This is a genomic window from Mucilaginibacter sp. P25, assembly GCF_050859465.1.
Taxonomy (GTDB): Bacteria; Bacteroidota; Bacteroidia; order Sphingobacteriales; family Sphingobacteriaceae; genus Mucilaginibacter; species Mucilaginibacter gossypii.
The window spans coordinates 4,122,835-4,139,727 of the sequence record NZ_CP193937.1 but is presented as its reverse complement, the minus strand read 5'-3'; the positions used below and the strand labels follow the sequence as shown (position 1 = coordinate 4,139,727).

Sequence of the window (16,893 nt, the reverse complement as noted above, 5' to 3'; positions counted from 1 at the left end):
AACCACTCACAAAAATCAAAACTGCCTATACTTCTCCGTCAGTTCAAATATGGCTGTTAATAAATTTTGTTCGGTTTCATCGAAATCGCGGTGATCGCGGCGGTCGAATACTTTCTGAGCGGTTTCAAACATTTTATTGATCAAATAAACTTCGAAGCCCTGCGCGCCTCCCCATGAAAAGTCGGGCACAAAGTTACGCGGAAAACCTGCTCCAAAAACATTGGCCCCTACCCCCACTACCGTACCGGTATTAAACATGGTATTGATCCCGCTTTTTGCATGATCGGCCATGATGAGGCCACAGAATTGAAGGCCCGTTTTACGGAAACGTTGTGTACTGTAATCCCAAAGTTTTACTTCTGCATAGTTATTCTTCAGGTTGGAATTATTTGTATCAGCGCCGATATTACACCATTCGCCTAAAACCGAGTTGCCAAGGTAGCCTTCGTGGCCTTTTGACGAATACCCCCAAATCACCGAATTATTTATTTCGCCCCCAACCCGGCAATACGGCCCAACGGTGGTAGCACCATAAATCTTAGTCCCCATTTTCACCTGCGAATGTTCGCAAATGGCAAATGGCCCGCGGATATGGGTACCTTCCCAAATTTCGGTATTAGCCGAAAGGTAAATCGGTCCGTTAGTCGTGTTAAATGTCGAACATTCGGCAACAGCACCTTCTTCAGCAAAAAAATCATCACCTATAATAACGTTGGTTGAACTGATAGCCGCGCTTGTTCGTCCTTTAGTAAGTAGTTGAAAATCTTTACGAAGCTCAATGTCGTTCTTCCTGAAAATATCTTCAGGGTATTTGATCGATACAAAAAGGCTATAATAGCTTGCCACATCGCCAAAATCAGCATTAACATCAAAGCTTTCCGCATCCGCGGCATTAAGTTTAACGGCTATTAGCTGGTCGTTGTATTTAAGCGCCTGCCCGGTTTGCAGTTTATCAATTGCTTCAACCAGGTTTTCATCCGGACATACAGCGCCATTGATAAAAACGTTTTCAGCTTCAATATTTACCGGGAACTTAATCTTTAGGTAATCAAGCGTTTGAAAAGAATAAGCGCTTTTTAAATGCCTGGCCCATTTTTCGGCAATGGTGAGCATCCCGATACGAAGATCGGCAACCGGCCGGGTATAGGTAAGCGGTAACAGCGTATGGTGTGCGTTATCGTCAAAAAGGATAATTGCCATGGCGCAAAAATAAAAAAAGTCCCGACTGCAAAGCCGGGACTTGTAAATATTAATTAAACAAAAATTACTTTTTGTTGTAACGTGAGCGGAATTTGTCAATACGACCTGCAGTATCAACCAGTTTCATTTTACCGGTGTAGAACGGGTGCGAAGTGTGAGAAATCTCTAATTTAACCAATGGATATTCGTTACCATCTTCCCATTTAACGGTTTCGCGGGTATCGATGCAAGATTTAGTGATAAAAGAATAGTCGTTTGACATATCTTTAAATACAACTAACCTATAGTTTGATGGATGCAGATCTTTTTTCATTATATTATATAAACTTACCTTCTGTACTTTACTTAAAAGAGGTGCAAATGTAATAATAAAAGTGAAAACTGGAAAAGCAAATTAAAAATAAAATCAACCAGATACGATGCCTACCAATTTACTTTTAAATTTATATTTGGGGAAACAGTCTCCCGGCACTATTTGATAGCTTTTTAACGATAGCTACAATAAAACCGGCTGTTTGTTGTTTTAATAATCAAACTTGAACCATATCCACAAACATGAATAATAAAAGATTTATTCCCGCTTTATTACTTATTGGAATTTCAACTTCTGTAGCATTATTTAGCTGCAGTAAAGATAAACCAGCCCCAGCCACGGATGACAACCCCAAATTAGAAAATCTTCCGGGACATACTTATACCCTTGCAGGTAATGGCACGTATGGATATGTTGATGGCCTAAGAGCAAATGCAGCACTCAATAACCCTAATGGTGTAGCGGTAGACGCTGCCGGCAATTTGTATGTTACCGACCAGGGCAACAATGCTATCCGCAAAATTACGTCCGAAGGCATTGTAACTACGCTGGCTGGCGGGACGGGGGACGGACTGGTTAACGGCCCCGCCAAATCGGCAAAATTTGATAATCCCATAGGTATTGCGCTCGACTCGAAAGGAAATATTTTTGTTGCCGATTTTGGTAACAACGTAATTAGAAAAATAGCAACCGACGGCACTGTGAGTACATTTGCAGGTTCGGGAGTAATAGGCTTTAACGATGGAAAAGGCCCGTTAGCAACCTTTAATGGCCCGGCGGGAATAGCAATTGACCACGCCGACAACCTGTATATAACAGATAATCATAACATTATCAGAAAAATTACGCCATCACAGGATGTTACAACATTTGCAGGCAATGTGCATTCGGGCCCCGGTTTTGCAGACGGAACCGGTTCAGAAGCTAATTTTCGGTTACCGGAAGGCTTAGCTATTGACGGTGCTGATAATATTTATGTAGCCGATTATAGTAATAATATGATCAGGAAAATAACCCCCGCCGCGGTAGTAACAACAGTTGCCGGCAAGCTTGCACCCGGAACCGACAACGGCGCTTCAACATCGGCAACCTTCAACGGGCCTCTGGGTGTAGCTGTAGATAAAAACGGAAACATATATGTAACCGATAACCTAAGCTTGATTAGAAAAATAGCGGTAAGTGGCGAGGTAACTACGTTTGCAGGCACAAAAGAAAGGGGCTTTTATGATGGTGCAAACTTACAGGCTAAATTTAACGATCCCCATGGCATAGCGGTAGATGCCAGCGGTAACATATATGTTGGCGACGAACAAAATGCCAGGATCAGGAAAATTATCCCACCTGCAAAATAATATCGATTAAAGTTTAAATTTCCTGGCACAGTTCTATTAGCACCCCATTAGCACTTTTGGGGTGCACAAAGCAAACCAGTTTATTATCCGCGCCTTGCTTAGGCTTATCATTTAACAAAACAAAACCCTCATTTTTAAGGCGTTTCATTTCAGCTTCAATATCATCTACCTCAAAAGCTATATGATGAATCCCCTCGCCTTTTTTAGCTATAAACTTAGTAATGGCGCTATCATCATTAAGGGCCTCGAGCAGTTCAATTTTGTTCGGCCCGCTTTGCAGAAAGGCGGTAACCACATGTTCGCTCTCTACAGTTTCGGTTTTATATACAGGTGTATTCAGCAATTTGGAGTAGATTTCCCCTGCTAACTTAACACTGTTAACTGCAATGCCAATGTGCTCCACTTTGTTCATGTCCAAATATTGTAAATTATTGGTCAGCTTTGGTTATTTGCGAAGGAATTTAGCTGAATTTCAATAAAAACTTGCGTATCTTTGTTTTGTTAATATATTTCAAAAGGACTATGAATATCCCAATTTATTTAGATAACAATGCAACTACACCGATGGACCCAAGGGTACTGGAGGCTATGTTACCATATTTTAACGAAAAATTTGGTAATGCAGCAAGCCGTAACCACGCGTTTGGCTGGGTTGCAGAGGAGGCGGTTGATTACGCACGCGAACAGGTAGCCAAATTGATAGGCGCATCTGAAAAAGAGATCATCTTTACCTCTGGTGCTACAGAATCAGATAACCTTGCTATTAAAGGGGTGTTTGAAATGTACAAAGATAAAGGTAACCACATCATAACTACTGTTACAGAGCATAAAGCTGTACTTGATGCCTGCAAACACGTTGAAAAACTGGGCGGCAAAGTAACTTATTTGCCAGTTAAAGAAGATGGTCTTGTTGATCTTGCAGTTTTAGAAGCGGCAATGACGCCTGAAACCATCCTGGTATCGATTATGTATGGCAACAATGAAATTGGCGTTATTCAGCCAATTAAAGAAATTTCGGCTATTGCCCACAAACACGGTGCATTATTTATGACCGATGCCGTACAGGCTGTTGGTAAGATCCCTGTTGACGTTAATGCTGATGGTATTGATCTTTTGGCTTTATCAGCACACAAAATATACGGCCCTAAAGGTGTTGGTGCATTATATGTACGCCGTAAAGGACCAAGGGTTAAAGTTACAGCCCAAATGGACGGTGGCGGTCACGAGCGCGGTATGCGTTCAGGTACCCTTAACGTACCGGGTATCGTTGGCTTAGGTAAAGCCTGCGAACTTTGCGGCCAGGAAATGGAAAGCGAGGCAAAACGCCTTTCAGCTTTACGCGATAAATTGCAATCAGCTTTAACCGTGTTGGAAGAAAGCTATATAAACGGTAACGTTGAACACCGCTTACCACATGTTGCCAACATTTCGTTTAAATATGTTGAAGGTGAAGGCTTGATGATGGCCATGAAAGATCTGGCTGTATCATCAGGTTCGGCTTGTACTTCTGCTTCATTGGAGCCATCATACGTATTGAAAAGCTTAGGCCTGTCTGATGACCTGGCACACTCTTCTATCCGTTTTGGCTTAGGTCGTTTCACTACCGAAGAAGAAGTTGATTACGCAATTGAAGTAACCAAAAAAGCGGTTACCCACCTGCGCGACCTTTCACCACTTTGGGAAATGTTTAAAGAAGGTATCGACCTTAACTCAATTGAGTGGGCAGAACATTAATTTAATTTCGGATTTGGGATTTTCGGTTTCGGATTGACCATTTGCGAATTGACATACAAGAGTTTAAGAGACTCAAAACTTATAACTTACTACTTAAGAACTTTAAAAAAATGGCATATTCAGATAAAGTAATCGATCACTACACTAACCCCCGCAATGTGGGTACTTTGGATAAAAGCAGCCACAAAGTAGGTACCGGTTTAGTTGGTGCACCTGAGTGCGGCGACGTAATGCGCCTACAGATCCAGGTTGATGATAACAATGTTATCACCGATGCAAAATTTAAAACTTTCGGTTGCGGTTCTGCAATCGCTTCTTCATCATTAGCTACTGAGTGGCTTAAAGGCAAAAGCATCGACGATGCTATGAAAATCGACAACATGGACATCGTTGAAGAACTTGCCCTTCCACCGGTAAAAATCCACTGTTCAGTTTTGGCAGAGGATGCTATCAAAGCAGCGATCAATGATTTCCGCGTTAAAAACGGCTTAGCGCCAATTGAAAGCGAAAAAGTACATCACTAAAAAGACTTTAAGATGCAGGAGGCAAGAAAACAAGACTTTCCCTTCTTTGTATCTTAAATCTTCATAGCATGGTACGCAAGAGACGAGTGAAAAATCTTGGCTCTTGAATCTATCAATCTTGACTCTTTTAAAAAATGGTAACTGTAACTGATAAAGCAAAAAGCAAAATAGAACACCTGATGCAGGATGCAGGGCTTGATGCCTCTTATTTCCTGCGTGTATCTGTTCAGGGCGGTGGGTGCTCTGGTTTATCATACAATCTTGATTTTGATAACGAAGAGAAAAAGGCGATCAGTTTTTTGAAGACCAGGGAATCCGCATGGCGCTTGATATGAAATCATTCCTGTACCTCGCCGGTACCGAACTTGATTTTTCTGACGGTCTTAACGGTAAAGGCTTCAATTTTCACAACCCTAACGCCAGCCGTACCTGCGGTTGCGGCGAAAGTTTTTCGGTATAAAAATTAACCTTAAAATATAAAAAGAGGCGCGATGAGCGCCTCTTTTTGTTTTACTAAAGCTGCAAAGCTGCCGCGGGCTTCCAGCCCGTGTTTTAACATGAGCCAGCTTTCAGCTGAATTCACTAAAACATATCCTCTACTTTAACATCATCGGGTACAACCTGTTCCACACTCCAGTGTTCTGCAATTTTACCCTTAGCCACCCTGAATATCTCATAAAACACAAACGTTTTGCCGCTCCTGTTAAACTGCGATTGGGTTACCACGAAATCCCCTTCAGCAATGAGCCTATGAATTTTAACAGATCGATCAGGCTCAGCAAGATAATCAGCCAATCCCAAACCTGATGCAATTACAGAAGCAGCATGCTCAATGTAAGCAGCATCAATAAACAGATTATCAGATTGTTTATTTACAACCGATTTATAAAACTGCTCAACAACAGATCTGCTACTTTCTGTGGAGGCATTATGATCAATTTCAGTTATTCCATTAGTAGCAGTGACTGTTTTCCCGCTTTCATCGGGCAAAGGCTGGATAGCATCCCAGTGCTCTGTTAACATACCGTCCTTTAACTTAAAAAGGTCGATCACAGCCATCCGCTTCCCCATAAATGAAACATCAAGATGGGTAACTACTAAGTCGCCATCCTGTATCGCTCTTACAATTGGCGACTTTGCATCTTCGGGCGGTGGTGGTAAAGTTTTCAGATAATTGACCATTTCTGTTATGCCTGCCCTCCCCTGCTTAACGGTAGGGTTATGTTGTTTATAATCTTCGGCTATAAATTCTGGGATCAGCTCAGCTTTACGTTGCCCCACTATTTGTTTATAAAAGGACAGCACTTTTTGTTTATTGGTTATGGTATCCATACAGGTATGAGATTTTGCATCCAGGGCAATGCACGTAAAAATGCAGCAAATGCCCAAAGTAAATACTTGAGTAATTTTCATTACCGTTAAATAAAATTGATTTGAAATTTTTAGACAATACTAAACACTACCGCAAAAAGCAGCGCGTTACCAAACCTGTATCAACAGGCCGGGGCCTTAGGCGACCCTTGTTTTATATGTAGAGATAGTAATTATGCAGTGAAGATAGGGAAAGTTTGGAAAATAAAATAATGTCATTGCGAGCGCAGCTTGGCAATCGCATGCTATATAGGGTGGCTATACTTCCGTGCGATTGCTTCGTTCCTCGCAATGACATGTAGTTTGTTTTTATCAAAACACCTTGATCACCTGTCCTGTAATGGCCCCAAGTACGCTTTTAACGTAAGCGTTGGCTACCTTATCCATAGCAACGGGCTCGTGGCCGGGGAAGTATTCAAAGTAACCAGGTGAATCCTCAACAACACCCGGACTTACCGCGTTGATCCGCACACCATTTTGTAATTCAATGGCCGCACTTATTACAAAGGAATTTAGCCCACCGTTAATGGTACCCAAATTCACGCCGTTTACAACCGGATCTTCCGATAGGATACCTGAGGTAAGCGTAAATGAGCCCTTATGATTAATATAATGCTGGCCTATCAGTACAAGATTTATCTGCCCAAGTAGCTTGCTTTCAATTCCTTTTTTGAAATCGGCAGGGGTTGTACTCGCCAGTGGGCCAAAATGCCCCGATCCTGTAGTACTCACCAACGCATCAAACGGGCCAACCTTTTCATAAAATCTTTCAATTGATTCGGGTGAAGTAATATCCAATTGAAAATCACCACTTTTTGAGCCTGCAGTAATAATCTCGTTTTTGCCTTGCAATGCTTCGGTAACTTTTTTGCCAATAGTGCCCGAAGCACCGATAATAATTATCTTCATAGTATATGTTTTTATCCAAGTTAGTAAGCTTAACGTAAATCAGCATCATCACAAAGTAAAACACGTTCAGTTGTCAAATACCCGTATCAATGCTTGTTTTTATAAAAATAGATTTAGATTTGTTCCAATATCCGATTATATAAATGAGTAAAAATACCGAGCTTTCAACTGTTCCAAGTTTCATTCGCAATACCGTTGCCAAAATTCATCCTTTAGATCATACTTTCCTGCTCCATAAAGTTAAAGATACCTGGGTAGAAATCAGCTACGGTGAAGCCTTAGAAAAAATAGACGCGATTTCGGCCTGGTTCCTGCACATCGGTATCAGGAAGGGCGACAGGCTCTCGCTCATCATTGAAAATGGCCCCAATTACGTTTATTATGATCAGGCCCTGCAACAGATTGGTGCTGTTAACACCTCTATATACCCCACCCTCACCGAAAACGAGATAGAATATATCCTAAATGATTCGGGGGCTCGTACTATCATCTGTGGCAACCCTTTCCTGTTCAGGAAAGTTTTAAAAGTGGCAAACAACTGTCCGGAATTAATCCGCCTGATCCCGGCGTTTGATGATTTTGAAAAATTCAGCGATAAGGTAAGCTTAAATGCAGGCGTAATTGGTTTTGACCAGGTAATTGCCGAAGGCAGCAAATTGCTGGAGCAATATCGCCATGCCATTAATGCCGCACGTGAAGCTATCTTAACAACTGATACTTCATGCCTCATTTATACTTCGGGGACTACAGGGGTACCTAAAGGCGTGGTACTAACTCACCATAACCTCACGCAAAACGCTATCAATAGTTTAATTCAGATTCCGTTTGTTGAAAAAACTGATAGATTTTTATCATTCCTGCCGCTATCGCATGTATTTGAGCGCACCATTTACCATATAGCTATTTACCGGGGATCACAAATAGCTTTCGCCCAAAGTTTGGAGCTGCTGGCCAAAAACATGGGCGAGGTTAAACCTACTATACTTTGCTGCGTGCCGCGGTTACTGGAACGTATCCACGACAAAGCGATCAAAAGCGGCACATCGACAGGCGGCTTTAAAACTAAGATCTTTCTTTGGGCATTTGAGATCGGTAAAAAAGTACGCCTGGTACAGGAGGCCGGTAAGTCACCGGGCGTAATCCTGAAGGCACAACACGGCATTGCCGAGAAACTGGTATTCAGCAAGATCAAGGAAAAAACCGGCGGACGGCTGAAATTCATGGTTTCAGGAGGTGGAGCATTGCCTAAAAACATCGGTGAATTTTTTGGCGACCTGGGCATTGTAATCTTAGAAGGTTTTGGCTTAACCGAAACATCCCCCGTAATGGCGGTTACAGAGCGCCATAGGGTAATTTATGGCACCGTTGGTCGTATTATTCCCGGTATTGAAGTGGCTATCCAGAATGTGGATACCAAACATATCTACAGCATCCAAACTCATGATAACTTTAAAGAAGATACCCTTACCGAAGAAGGCGAGATCATTGTTCGCGGGCATTGCGTAATGAAAGGCTACTGGAACAAGCCCGAAGAAACCGCCACCGTTATTGATTCGCACGGCTGGTTCCATACCGGCGATATCGGCAGGTTTTTCCGCGGTAACCTTCAAATTACTGACCGTCTCAAAAATATGCTGGTGAATGCCTATGGTAAAAATATCTACCCTACTCCGGTAGAGAACACCTACCTCAAAAGCCCTAAAATTGAACAGGTGTTTTTAGTGGGCGATAAACGCGAATACATTGCCGCCATTATTGTGCCGGCACGCGAGACCCTGCAGGAAACTTTCAACCTTCAAAATGATTTCTTTGAACGTTCTGAAGTATTCATTGATGATAAAGAAATAATTGACTGGATAGGCGCCGACATCAGGAAATACAGCAATGAGCTGGCTAAGTTTGAACGCATCAAATCATTCAAGATAAAACGTAACCCTTTCAGCATGGATGATGGCGAAATCACCCCTACGATGAAAGCCAAACGTAAGGTCATCGAAAAAAATACGCCGCCGATATTGACGAACTGTATGTTGGGGAGACGGAGGAAGATTAGTTTTTGGGGATTACACCGATTAATTTTTGATTTCACCGATTTGAAAATCTGATTAGATTATTTTTGATTAATAACTTAAATGCCGTAGACTCAAATCTGCGGCATTTTTGTATCTATCAATCCGAAACTCATCAAACAATCGGTGTAATCTCAAAAAAACAATCGGTGTAATCCCCAAAAATACTAAATTTGTTAGCATGAAGCGATCAGGCAGTGCTGACTTACCTTTACATTATGGCTATGTACCGCAATGGCTTGCCGAGCGCATGGCTAAACTTGGCCTTGCTGTGGTGGAAACCATTGTGATGGACTATGGCAAAGATGAAGTGCTTCGCCGGCTAAGCGATCCTTTCTGGTTTCAGAGTTTGGGAGCTGTTATGGGGATGGACTGGCATTCCTCGGGCATAACCACTTCTGTAATGGGAGCTTTAAAAAGGTCAATCAACCCGCATAGCCGCGAATTGGGCATTTATATCTGCGGCGGTAAAGGAAAACATTCTACTCAAACACCTGCCGAACTGGTCAAGGTTGGCCAAACCACCGGACTTGATGCAAATTACCTGGTAAAATGCAGCAAGCTGAGCGCCAAAGTTGATAATACCGCCATACAAGATGGCTTCCAGCTTTACACGCATAATTTTATTTTAAGCGATACCGGCAAATGGGCCGTGGTGCAGCAAGGCATGAGCGATGTAAGCCGTACGGCCCGCAGATACCACTGGCATTCCGAACAGTTAAGCTCATTTGTTAACGACCCGCACACTTTTATCTATGGTAAAAACAGCGGCTATATCCTTAACATGACAGATAAGGGAGCGGATGGTTCGCGCAATGGTGTTATGCAGATTGCCGCCGAAAACCCGGGCATCATGCTCAACGAGATCAGTAAACTGGTGATGCCCAGCCATCATGAAGTACATGCCAAAGATGTCGACCTAAAACGCCTTGGTGCCGTACTTTGGCTGGCACACGAAAAACAACCCAAAGATTTTGAAGAACTGCTATTGCTGCAAGGCTTAGGGCCCCGCACCTTACAGTCGCTGGCCCTGGTAAGTGAAGTGATCCATGGCACACCATCCCGGTTTAAAGACCCGGCGAGGTTTTCTTTTGCACATGGCGGCAAAGATGGCGCCCCATTCCCGGTGCCTACCAAAGTTTATGACGAGAACCTTAAGCACCCTGCAAACGGCTATTCAAAAAGCAAAAATGGGCAACAGCGATAAAAATGAAGCTATCAAACGCCTTTCCCAAATAGCCGAAAGGGCTGAAAAAGATTTCACGCCCAATGCCAACTTTGATAAAGTTATTGAAAAGGAACGCAACGACTCGTGGAAATATGGGGGCCGTACCGTTTTTGGCAAAGCCAAACCACCTGTCGAGCAGCAATTAAAGTTATTTTAATGTACTGCTAATCAGCTTTGCAGTATCTAAATGAGCTTGTAAACCAGGTAACATTTTATTTGCAAAATCGGCAAGGCTTGTATTTCTCCGGTCTTTTCCTGCTGTTTTGTATAAAGCTATTTGTTCAGTATGATCGTTTATAACCAATTGGATATAGGCCTTGTCAAACGCGCTGGCGCGTTTTGTATCCAAATCATTAATAATTTGATGATGCATAGGGCTAATAACAACCGAATCGGCAATAAAATTATCGGTCCTTAATTTTTTAAAATCATCTGCCAGCATGGTATGGTCATCAATCATGAGCTTGGCAAACTGAATAACGCGCTGATTTTTTGAATTGGCGATTGCCAAACCAGATGCTTTTACAGAGGCGAGAGTTGATTCTTCCCCGCTTTTAATAAACAATAAACCGTTATCATCAACCAGGGCCTTGTTATAATTATTGGCATGCCGATTACTTTGGCATGATTGTGCCATCACTAAAGCGAACAGGAATAATAAAAAGCTGGTTAATCGGCTCATGTTGATAGTTTAGTGTTTCAATATAACAAAAAAAGTCGCTGTGGTTTTTTATCCTTATTCCATCTAAATTCAGCATCTAACCATCGTTTAAAACAGCTTGTTCGCAGGTATTAAAATTAATATTTTACAGCCGATGGCGGCCTCAAAAAGAAACGGATTGTCAGTTTAAACATACACATGGCTTATAAAAAACACACTTGTATTTATAGTTAATCTTTTTTATATTTAAATTAATTCGCTTAACAGCTGCGGTTATAAAAATGTTAAAATGCAACTATTTTAGCCCATGAATATAATCAGCTCAGCATTAGGGAATTGAATTTTATAACCCTTAACAATCCTGACAAAATAGAAGCCGCTTTGTAAATATTTAACTACAAACCAACAAGGGGCATCAATGTTGAGGCAATTTAAAATGAACTACTAAACAAAACCTTTACACTATGGCCAGCACCGAAAAAATCACCTGTTATTGCTTTAATAAAGATTGCGCAAACTCCATATATAACGATGCCACCTGCTTATCAATACAAGTACCACTTGAGGTTGCGTTATCACGTACCTTGAATTGTATTGAATGCGGTACTGAACTTTTGTCTCCGTTACTTATCGAAATCAAAAAAGATATCCTCAATCTTATTAAAGACGATCAGCACCGTTCGGTCGCTATCATTGACGATGACATTATTTTTCATGAAACGGTTAAAATCATATTGAAAGATAATTGGTTAAATGCAAGTTTTTATATGGATCCGGAACCTGTTTACAAAGCATTATATAACAACCGGGATAAACATGCAGAAATACCCAACATTATTTTTCTTGACCTCGATATGCCGGTAATGGATGGGTGGGAATTTTTAAAGTTATTCAATAACATTTACAGCTCATTAGTAAAACCTGTTTCGGTTTATATTATTTCAAACTCTGTTGACCCTGCCGATCAGAAACGGGCTAAAGCATATCCCTTTGTCAAAAGCTTTATTTCAAAACCATTAACAAGGCATTTTTTGGGTAAGATAAACGAAGAGCTTTCAAGGAATACAATTGCTCTTGAAACAAAACCGGCACCTAACTGGCAGCAATAATTTGTTAATCAGGATATGAAAAAGGGGACATTCAAGTCCTCTTTTGTGTTTTATGTGATTATACAAAAGCCAGGCTTAAGCTTTACCTTTGCAAAATGGACTATTTTAAAAAACTGCTCAGCTTATTGCAAACTGAGCAGGACGAAGACCGCCAGGCTTACCTCAAACTAACTGAAACATCTTCAGCTGCCGAACGCCGGGCAGCAGGGCTTACATGGTACCCCATAGCCATAAAAGGCACGGAAATAGGACGCGGCGATTACCTTACGGTTGAGGTGGAACGGCCTTCTCACCAAGACCTTAGTCACCAGTTCAGGTTCGGCGCTTCAGCTGCATTGTTCTCCAACCATGATCCTAAAACCGATCGTGTAAACGGCACGGTATCATACCAAGGCGGTAACCGCCTAAAATTAACTTTGAACACCGACGAGCTGCCCGACTGGACCAGGAGCGGCAAACTCGGCATCGACCTGCTGTTTGATGATAACAGTTATGACGAGATGCAGAAGGCGCTCAAACTATCTGCCAGGCTTGTTGATGATCATAAAGAAGGCCATCTCACCCGGGTGTTAACCGGGCAAAGTACGCCGGCTTTTATCCCCGAAACAATTCATTACCCGCTTAATGGTTTAAACGCTTCACAACAGCAGGCTGTTCAAAAAATAATTGAGGCACGGGAGCTTGCAATAGTTCACGGCCCTCCGGGCACCGGTAAAACAACCACGCTTGTACAGGCTATCAAGGCACTTATCAGGCAAAACAAACAACAGATCCTTGTTGTAGCGCCAAGTAATACAGCGGTTGATTTGCTAAGCGAAAAGTTAAGTAATGAAGGTTTAAATGTACTCCGCATTGGCAATCCGGCAAGGGTATCTGAAAAGTTAATGGCTTTAACTTTAGATAGCAGGATAAGTGCCCATAGCGATATGAAGGAGATTAAAAAGCTTAAAAAGCAGGCTTCAGAGTACAAGAACATGGCGCACAAATACAAGCGCAATTTTGGCAAAGCCGAACGTGATCAGCGCAAAGCACTTTTTGATGCAGCTCACCAGCTCATTAAAGAAGTGGATAAAACCGAACAATTTATTACGGAGGACCTGATTGGTAAAGCGCAGATAATTACGGCAACCCTTGTAGGCGCTAACCATTATACCATCCGCAATTTAAAATTCCATACGGTAGTTATCGACGAAGCCGGTCAGGCGCTTGAGCCCGCCTGCTGGATCCCGATATCGAAGGCGCAAAAAGTGATCTTTGCCGGCGATCATTTGCAGCTCCCGCCTACCATCAAATCGCAACAGGCAAGTAAGGATGGCCTTAGCACTACCCTGCTTGAGAAATGCATTGTCCTCCACCCCGAATCCGCGATATTGCTCGAAGAACAATACCGTATGAATGAAGCCATTATGGGATTTTCATCCAAAGAGTTTTATGACAACAGGTTAAAGGCGCACTCCACCGTTGCCCATCAGCTGTTAATTCCCGGCGATTTGCCTGTAAGCTTTGTCGATACCGCGGGCTGTGGTTACGATGAAAAACAGGAAGGCACCAGCACGGCGAATCCTGAAGAGGCTGCATTCCTGTTTAAACATCTGCATAAGCTGGTTGGTGAGCTTAAGGAACATTATCCGTCGGAAAACTTCCCAACCGTTGCAGTTATATCTCCTTACAAGGAACAGATCAGGATTTTAAACCAATTGTTATTGGATTCGACAGAGTTGATGGTTTACGCAGATAAAATTGCCGTGAACACGATTGATAGTTTCCAGGGGCAGGAACGCGACGTGGTTTACATCAGCCTCACACGCAGCAATACCAACGGAGAGATAGGCTTCCTGAACGATATCCGCCGCATGAACGTGGCCATGACCCGCGCCCGCAAAAAACTGGTAATGATCGGCGACAGCTCAACACTTGCGTATGCTCCCTTTTATGGAGATATGATCAGTTATACGGAACAGCTAAACGGCTATCAAAGCGCATGGGATTACGCAGGCTACGATTAAACGTCAATTGTTTGTTACATAAGCTTTAGCATCATTACAGCATAGGATAATGGTTAAATTTATCCTTTCATCATTATCCACGCCTGTATGAATTTTAAAGCACACTATTTAACAAAACTCATCACGCTCGCAAGCTTTTTTATCTTTTTAGGGCAAACAAACAAAGTATCGGCCCAGGTCACTACCGATGATCCGCATTTGGGCATTATCCCTGCCCCTGCTTCCATTACCAAAAATAGCGGCACGTTTACATTTAGCCAGCTTACAGCAATCAAGGCTGATAATCCGAAAGATAAAGCTGTTTTATGGCTAAAAAGCTATCTGCAGGATACCCGGCGCCTGAATATTAAAATAACTAAATACAATTCAAAGCTTAAAGCCGCAAAAAGCAGGGGGCTGATCTTAACTGCAAAGGGAGCCAATAAATTACCCGCGGAAGGTTATAAACTAACCATCACCCCTCGTAATATCATCATAGTTGGTAAGGATGCAGGCCTGTTTTACGGTATCCAAACCTTACTGCAACTTTTCCCGGTTGAAAACGCAGCCGTTTACAAATTGCCTTGCGCGGTAATTGAAGATTCGCCGCGCTTTGGATACCGGGGAATGATGCTGGATGTATCGCGTCATTTCTTCACCATTCCGCAGGTAAAAAAGGTGATCGAACTTATCGCTTCTTACAAACTCAATACCTTTCACTGGCATTTGGTTGATGGCCAGGGATGGCGTATCGAAATCAAAAAATATCCTAAACTTACGCAGGTGGGTGCATTCCGTCAGCAAACCATGTTTGGCAGCAACCGCGACTGGCTCGATTCGCTTAGCTACGGCGGCTATTATACCCAGGATCAAATTAAAGAGGTAGTAAAATTCGCGGCCGACAGGTATATCAACGTTATCCCCGAAATTGAAATGCCTGCCCATTCCGAAGCTGCCTTACGTGCTTACCCTGAGTTTAAATGTGATACAGTAGTTGGACAAAAAGCCCCGCGCGATATCAATAATTTGTACTGCCCTACCGAACAAACGTTTACCTTTTTACAGGATGTGCTTACAGAAGTGATGGCTTTATTCCCAAGTAAATACATTCACATAGGCGGTGATGAGGCAGGTAAAGAACCATGGAAACAATCGGCATTTTGCCAGGCTTTGATGAAAGAAAAAGGCTTGAAAGATGAAAAAGAACTGCAAAGCTATTTTATCCAAAGGATAGAAAAATTCATCAATTCCAAAGGCCGCAGCATTATAGGCTGGGATGAGATATTAGAAGGCGGCCTCGCCCCTAACGCCACCGTGATGAGCTGGCAGGGCGAGGAAGGCGGCATTAACGCTGCCCATCAAAAACATAATGTGATCATGACACCGCAAACCACCGGTAATTACTTTGATCATTATCAAAGCAGTTCGCCGCAGGAGCCGGTATCATTTGGCCGTTATGCTACTTTAGAAGAAACATACAATTATGATCCGGTTTCAAAGCAGCTTACTCCCGACGAGACAGAAATATGTAATAGGCACCCAGGGCAACTTGTGGACAGAGTATGTGCCTACCGTAGCCAAACTTCAATACCAGATCATGCCGAGAGTATTCGCCCTTTCAGAAGTAGCCTGGAGCAAGCCGGAGAACAAGGACTATACAAATTTTTCCGAAGTAAGGCTGGCCAAACACTTTGCAAAGCTTGATGCCATCAATTATAACTACCGTGTTCCCACTGCGCTGACAACAATTGATACCATGGTAGTAGGCCCTCATTTTGTTTACACGCTAAAATCGGTGGTACCCGGCGCTAAGATTTATTATACATTAAACGGCCGTGACCCGTTGGATACCGATTTGCAGTATGAGGGGCCTATCACGTTCTCCATTCCGCAAAACGAAAAACGGGAATTGAGGACAAGGGTAATTACACCATCCGGGCGCAGGAGTATCGCCACCCGCACTTTGATGTACAATAAAGCGCCACTACCTCCGGTAACCTACACGGCCAATAAACAGGGGCTTAAATACAAGTGGACAAAAAATACATTCACCTCACCCGATCAGCTTAGTTATACAGCACCTCAAGATTCGGCTGTCAGCAATAAACTGGATGCTGAAGCTTTGAAAAAAGACAACCCGAATTTTGGTGTAGTTTATGACGGTTACGTGAATATATTGGCCGATGGTACTTATAACTTTACCCTTGCAAATTATGCCGCCAGCCAGTTATTTATTGATGGTGAACAACTAACAGAAGCCGAATATGCGCTGCCACTGGCGAAAGGTTTTCATCAATTAAAGGTAAAGTATATATACAACGCACCGCCTCCCCCAACCGGCAGGTACAGGCAACGTGCAGCACCACTTAAAGTATATGTTACCGCACCCGGAAGTTTTGAAAAGAAGGAGCTTAACGCAGCCGATCTTTATTATTGAT

The 16,893-nt window shown here is 42.6% G+C and carries 15 protein-coding genes and 3 pseudogenes; 12 read left to right on the top strand and 6 right to left on the bottom strand.

The features are described 5' to 3' along the window. Positions 1 to 15: 15 nt before the first annotated feature. Both ACRQ5D_RS20845 and ACRQ5D_RS20840 read right to left on the bottom strand, forming a co-directional pair. Complete coding sequence (locus ACRQ5D_RS20845; protein ID WP_354482121.1) at positions 16 to 1,200, bottom strand: GlmU family protein; 1,185 nt, start codon at positions 1,198 to 1,200, stop codon at positions 16 to 18. Positions 1,201 to 1,264: 64 nt separating this feature from the next. Then, positions 1,265 to 1,513, bottom strand: coding sequence for a type B 50S ribosomal protein L31 (locus ACRQ5D_RS20840; protein WP_090524811.1), 249 nt, complete (start codon positions 1,511 to 1,513; stop codon positions 1,265 to 1,267). A gap of 242 nt (positions 1,514 to 1,755) precedes the next feature. Between ACRQ5D_RS20840 and ACRQ5D_RS20835 the strand changes: the two genes are divergently transcribed. Further along, positions 1,756 to 2,865 carry an NHL repeat-containing protein gene (locus ACRQ5D_RS20835; protein WP_432326447.1) on the top strand — a complete coding sequence of 370 codons (1,110 nt, stop codon included), beginning with the start codon at positions 1,756 to 1,758 and terminating at the stop codon, positions 2,863 to 2,865. A 13-nt stretch (positions 2,866 to 2,878) separates the two neighbouring features. Here ACRQ5D_RS20835 and mce read toward each other — a convergent pair whose 3' ends face one another. Further along, complete coding sequence (mce, locus tag ACRQ5D_RS20830) at positions 2,879 to 3,277, bottom strand: methylmalonyl-CoA epimerase (protein WP_432326445.1); 399 nt, start codon at positions 3,275 to 3,277, stop codon at positions 2,879 to 2,881. A 110-nt stretch (positions 3,278 to 3,387) separates the two neighbouring features. Here mce and ACRQ5D_RS20825 point away from each other — a divergent pair, with 110 nt between their 5' ends. From ACRQ5D_RS20825 to ACRQ5D_RS20815, 3 genes and pseudogenes are all read left to right on the top strand, one after another. Next, positions 3,388 to 4,599: an IscS subfamily cysteine desulfurase gene (locus ACRQ5D_RS20825; protein WP_432326444.1), complete on the top strand. Its 1,212-nt coding sequence runs from the start codon at positions 3,388 to 3,390 to the stop codon at positions 4,597 to 4,599. 110 nt (positions 4,600 to 4,709) lie between these two features. Next, entirely contained in the window at positions 4,710 to 5,123 is a 414-nt protein-coding gene (iscU, locus tag ACRQ5D_RS20820) for a Fe-S cluster assembly scaffold IscU (protein ID WP_076378185.1), read from the top strand. 134 nt (positions 5,124 to 5,257) lie between these two features. After that, positions 5,258 to 5,583: pseudogene (locus ACRQ5D_RS20815) on the top strand (HesB/IscA family protein). A 122-nt stretch (positions 5,584 to 5,705) separates the two neighbouring features. Here ACRQ5D_RS20815 and ACRQ5D_RS20810 read toward each other — a convergent pair. Further along, positions 5,706 to 6,536: a nuclear transport factor 2 family protein gene (locus ACRQ5D_RS20810; RefSeq protein WP_091168050.1), complete on the bottom strand. Its 831-nt coding sequence runs from the start codon at positions 6,534 to 6,536 to the stop codon at positions 5,706 to 5,708. A 270-nt stretch (positions 6,537 to 6,806) separates the two neighbouring features. After that, complete coding sequence (locus ACRQ5D_RS20805) at positions 6,807 to 7,403, bottom strand: short chain dehydrogenase (RefSeq protein ID WP_091168053.1); 597 nt, start codon at positions 7,401 to 7,403, stop codon at positions 6,807 to 6,809. Between the two features lie 143 nt (positions 7,404 to 7,546). Between ACRQ5D_RS20805 and ACRQ5D_RS20800 the strand changes: the two genes are divergently transcribed. The 3 genes from ACRQ5D_RS20800 (at position 7,547) to ACRQ5D_RS20790 (ending at position 10,857) form a co-directional block, all read left to right on the top strand. Continuing rightward, positions 7,547 to 9,508, top strand: coding sequence for an AMP-dependent synthetase/ligase (locus tag ACRQ5D_RS20800; RefSeq protein WP_432326440.1), 1,962 nt, complete (start codon positions 7,547 to 7,549; stop codon positions 9,506 to 9,508). Between the two features lie 145 nt (positions 9,509 to 9,653). After that, positions 9,654 to 10,679, top strand: a complete 1,026-nt coding sequence (locus ACRQ5D_RS20795) for a DUF763 domain-containing protein (RefSeq protein ID WP_431200312.1) — start codon at positions 9,654 to 9,656, stop codon at positions 10,677 to 10,679. Then, entirely contained in the window at positions 10,663 to 10,857 is a 195-nt protein-coding gene (locus ACRQ5D_RS20790) for a hypothetical protein (RefSeq protein WP_431200311.1), read from the top strand. Before ACRQ5D_RS20795 ends, ACRQ5D_RS20790 begins: the two co-directional genes overlap by 17 nt. On the opposite strand, the gene ACRQ5D_RS20785 is transcribed toward ACRQ5D_RS20790, so the two are convergent. Further along, the gene (locus ACRQ5D_RS20785) at positions 10,849 to 11,382 is read right to left on the bottom strand and encodes a DUF4142 domain-containing protein (RefSeq protein WP_091168061.1); all 534 of its coding nucleotides are present in this window, start codon (positions 11,380 to 11,382) and stop codon (positions 10,849 to 10,851) included. The genes ACRQ5D_RS20790 and ACRQ5D_RS20785 overlap by 9 nt on opposite strands. Before the next feature lie 443 nt (positions 11,383 to 11,825). On the opposite strand from ACRQ5D_RS20785, the gene ACRQ5D_RS20780 reads away from it, so the two are divergent. From ACRQ5D_RS20780 to ACRQ5D_RS20760, 5 genes and pseudogenes are all read left to right on the top strand, one after another. Next, entirely contained in the window at positions 11,826 to 12,470 is a 645-nt protein-coding gene (locus tag ACRQ5D_RS20780; protein ID WP_091168066.1) for a response regulator, read from the top strand. Positions 12,471 to 12,565: 95 nt separating this feature from the next. Continuing rightward, positions 12,566 to 14,476: an AAA domain-containing protein gene (locus ACRQ5D_RS20775; protein ID WP_091168070.1), complete on the top strand. Its 1,911-nt coding sequence runs from the start codon at positions 12,566 to 12,568 to the stop codon at positions 14,474 to 14,476. Between the two features lie 87 nt (positions 14,477 to 14,563). Then, positions 14,564 to 15,910 (top strand): annotated as a pseudogene (locus tag ACRQ5D_RS20770) (beta-N-acetylhexosaminidase); the annotation flags it as partial. Between the two features lie 28 nt (positions 15,911 to 15,938). After that, positions 15,939 to 16,037: pseudogene (locus ACRQ5D_RS20765) on the top strand (hypothetical protein); the annotation flags it as partial. A 15-nt stretch (positions 16,038 to 16,052) separates the two neighbouring features. Next, complete coding sequence (locus ACRQ5D_RS20760) at positions 16,053 to 16,892, top strand: PA14 domain-containing protein (RefSeq protein WP_431200832.1); 840 nt, start codon at positions 16,053 to 16,055, stop codon at positions 16,890 to 16,892. Position 16,893: the final 1 nt, after the last annotated feature.

Bases quoted from the DNA above. Each gene is read 5' to 3' on its own strand.
- ACRQ5D_RS20845 (WP_354482121.1), bottom strand. From the start codon at position 1,200: ATGGCAATTATCCTTTTTGACGATAACGCACACCATACGCTGTTACCG.
- ACRQ5D_RS20780 (WP_091168066.1), top strand. From the start codon at position 11,826: ATGGCCAGCACCGAAAAAATCACCTGTTATTGCTTTAATAAAGATTGC.
- ACRQ5D_RS20800 (WP_432326440.1), top strand. From the start codon at position 7,547: ATGAGTAAAAATACCGAGCTTTCAACTGTTCCAAGTTTCATTCGCAAT.
- ACRQ5D_RS20795 (WP_431200312.1), top strand. From the start codon at position 9,654: ATGAAGCGATCAGGCAGTGCTGACTTACCTTTACATTATGGCTATGTA.
- ACRQ5D_RS20840 (WP_090524811.1), bottom strand. From the start codon at position 1,513: ATGAAAAAAGATCTGCATCCATCAAACTATAGGTTAGTTGTATTTAAA.
- ACRQ5D_RS20760 (WP_431200832.1), top strand. From the start codon at position 16,053: ATGCCGAGAGTATTCGCCCTTTCAGAAGTAGCCTGGAGCAAGCCGGAG.
- ACRQ5D_RS20805 (WP_091168053.1), bottom strand. From the start codon at position 7,403: ATGAAGATAATTATTATCGGTGCTTCGGGCACTATTGGCAAAAAAGTT.
- mce (WP_432326445.1), bottom strand. From the start codon at position 3,277: ATGAACAAAGTGGAGCACATTGGCATTGCAGTTAACAGTGTTAAGTTA.
- ACRQ5D_RS20825 (WP_432326444.1), top strand. From the start codon at position 3,388: ATGAATATCCCAATTTATTTAGATAACAATGCAACTACACCGATGGAC.
- ACRQ5D_RS20775 (WP_091168070.1), top strand. From the start codon at position 12,566: ATGGACTATTTTAAAAAACTGCTCAGCTTATTGCAAACTGAGCAGGAC.
- ACRQ5D_RS20785 (WP_091168061.1), bottom strand. From the start codon at position 11,382: ATGAGCCGATTAACCAGCTTTTTATTATTCCTGTTCGCTTTAGTGATG.
- ACRQ5D_RS20835 (WP_432326447.1), top strand. From the start codon at position 1,756: ATGAATAATAAAAGATTTATTCCCGCTTTATTACTTATTGGAATTTCA.
- iscU (WP_076378185.1), top strand. From the start codon at position 4,710: ATGGCATATTCAGATAAAGTAATCGATCACTACACTAACCCCCGCAAT.
- ACRQ5D_RS20790 (WP_431200311.1), top strand. From the start codon at position 10,663: ATGGGCAACAGCGATAAAAATGAAGCTATCAAACGCCTTTCCCAAATA.
- ACRQ5D_RS20810 (WP_091168050.1), bottom strand. From the start codon at position 6,536: ATGAAAATTACTCAAGTATTTACTTTGGGCATTTGCTGCATTTTTACG.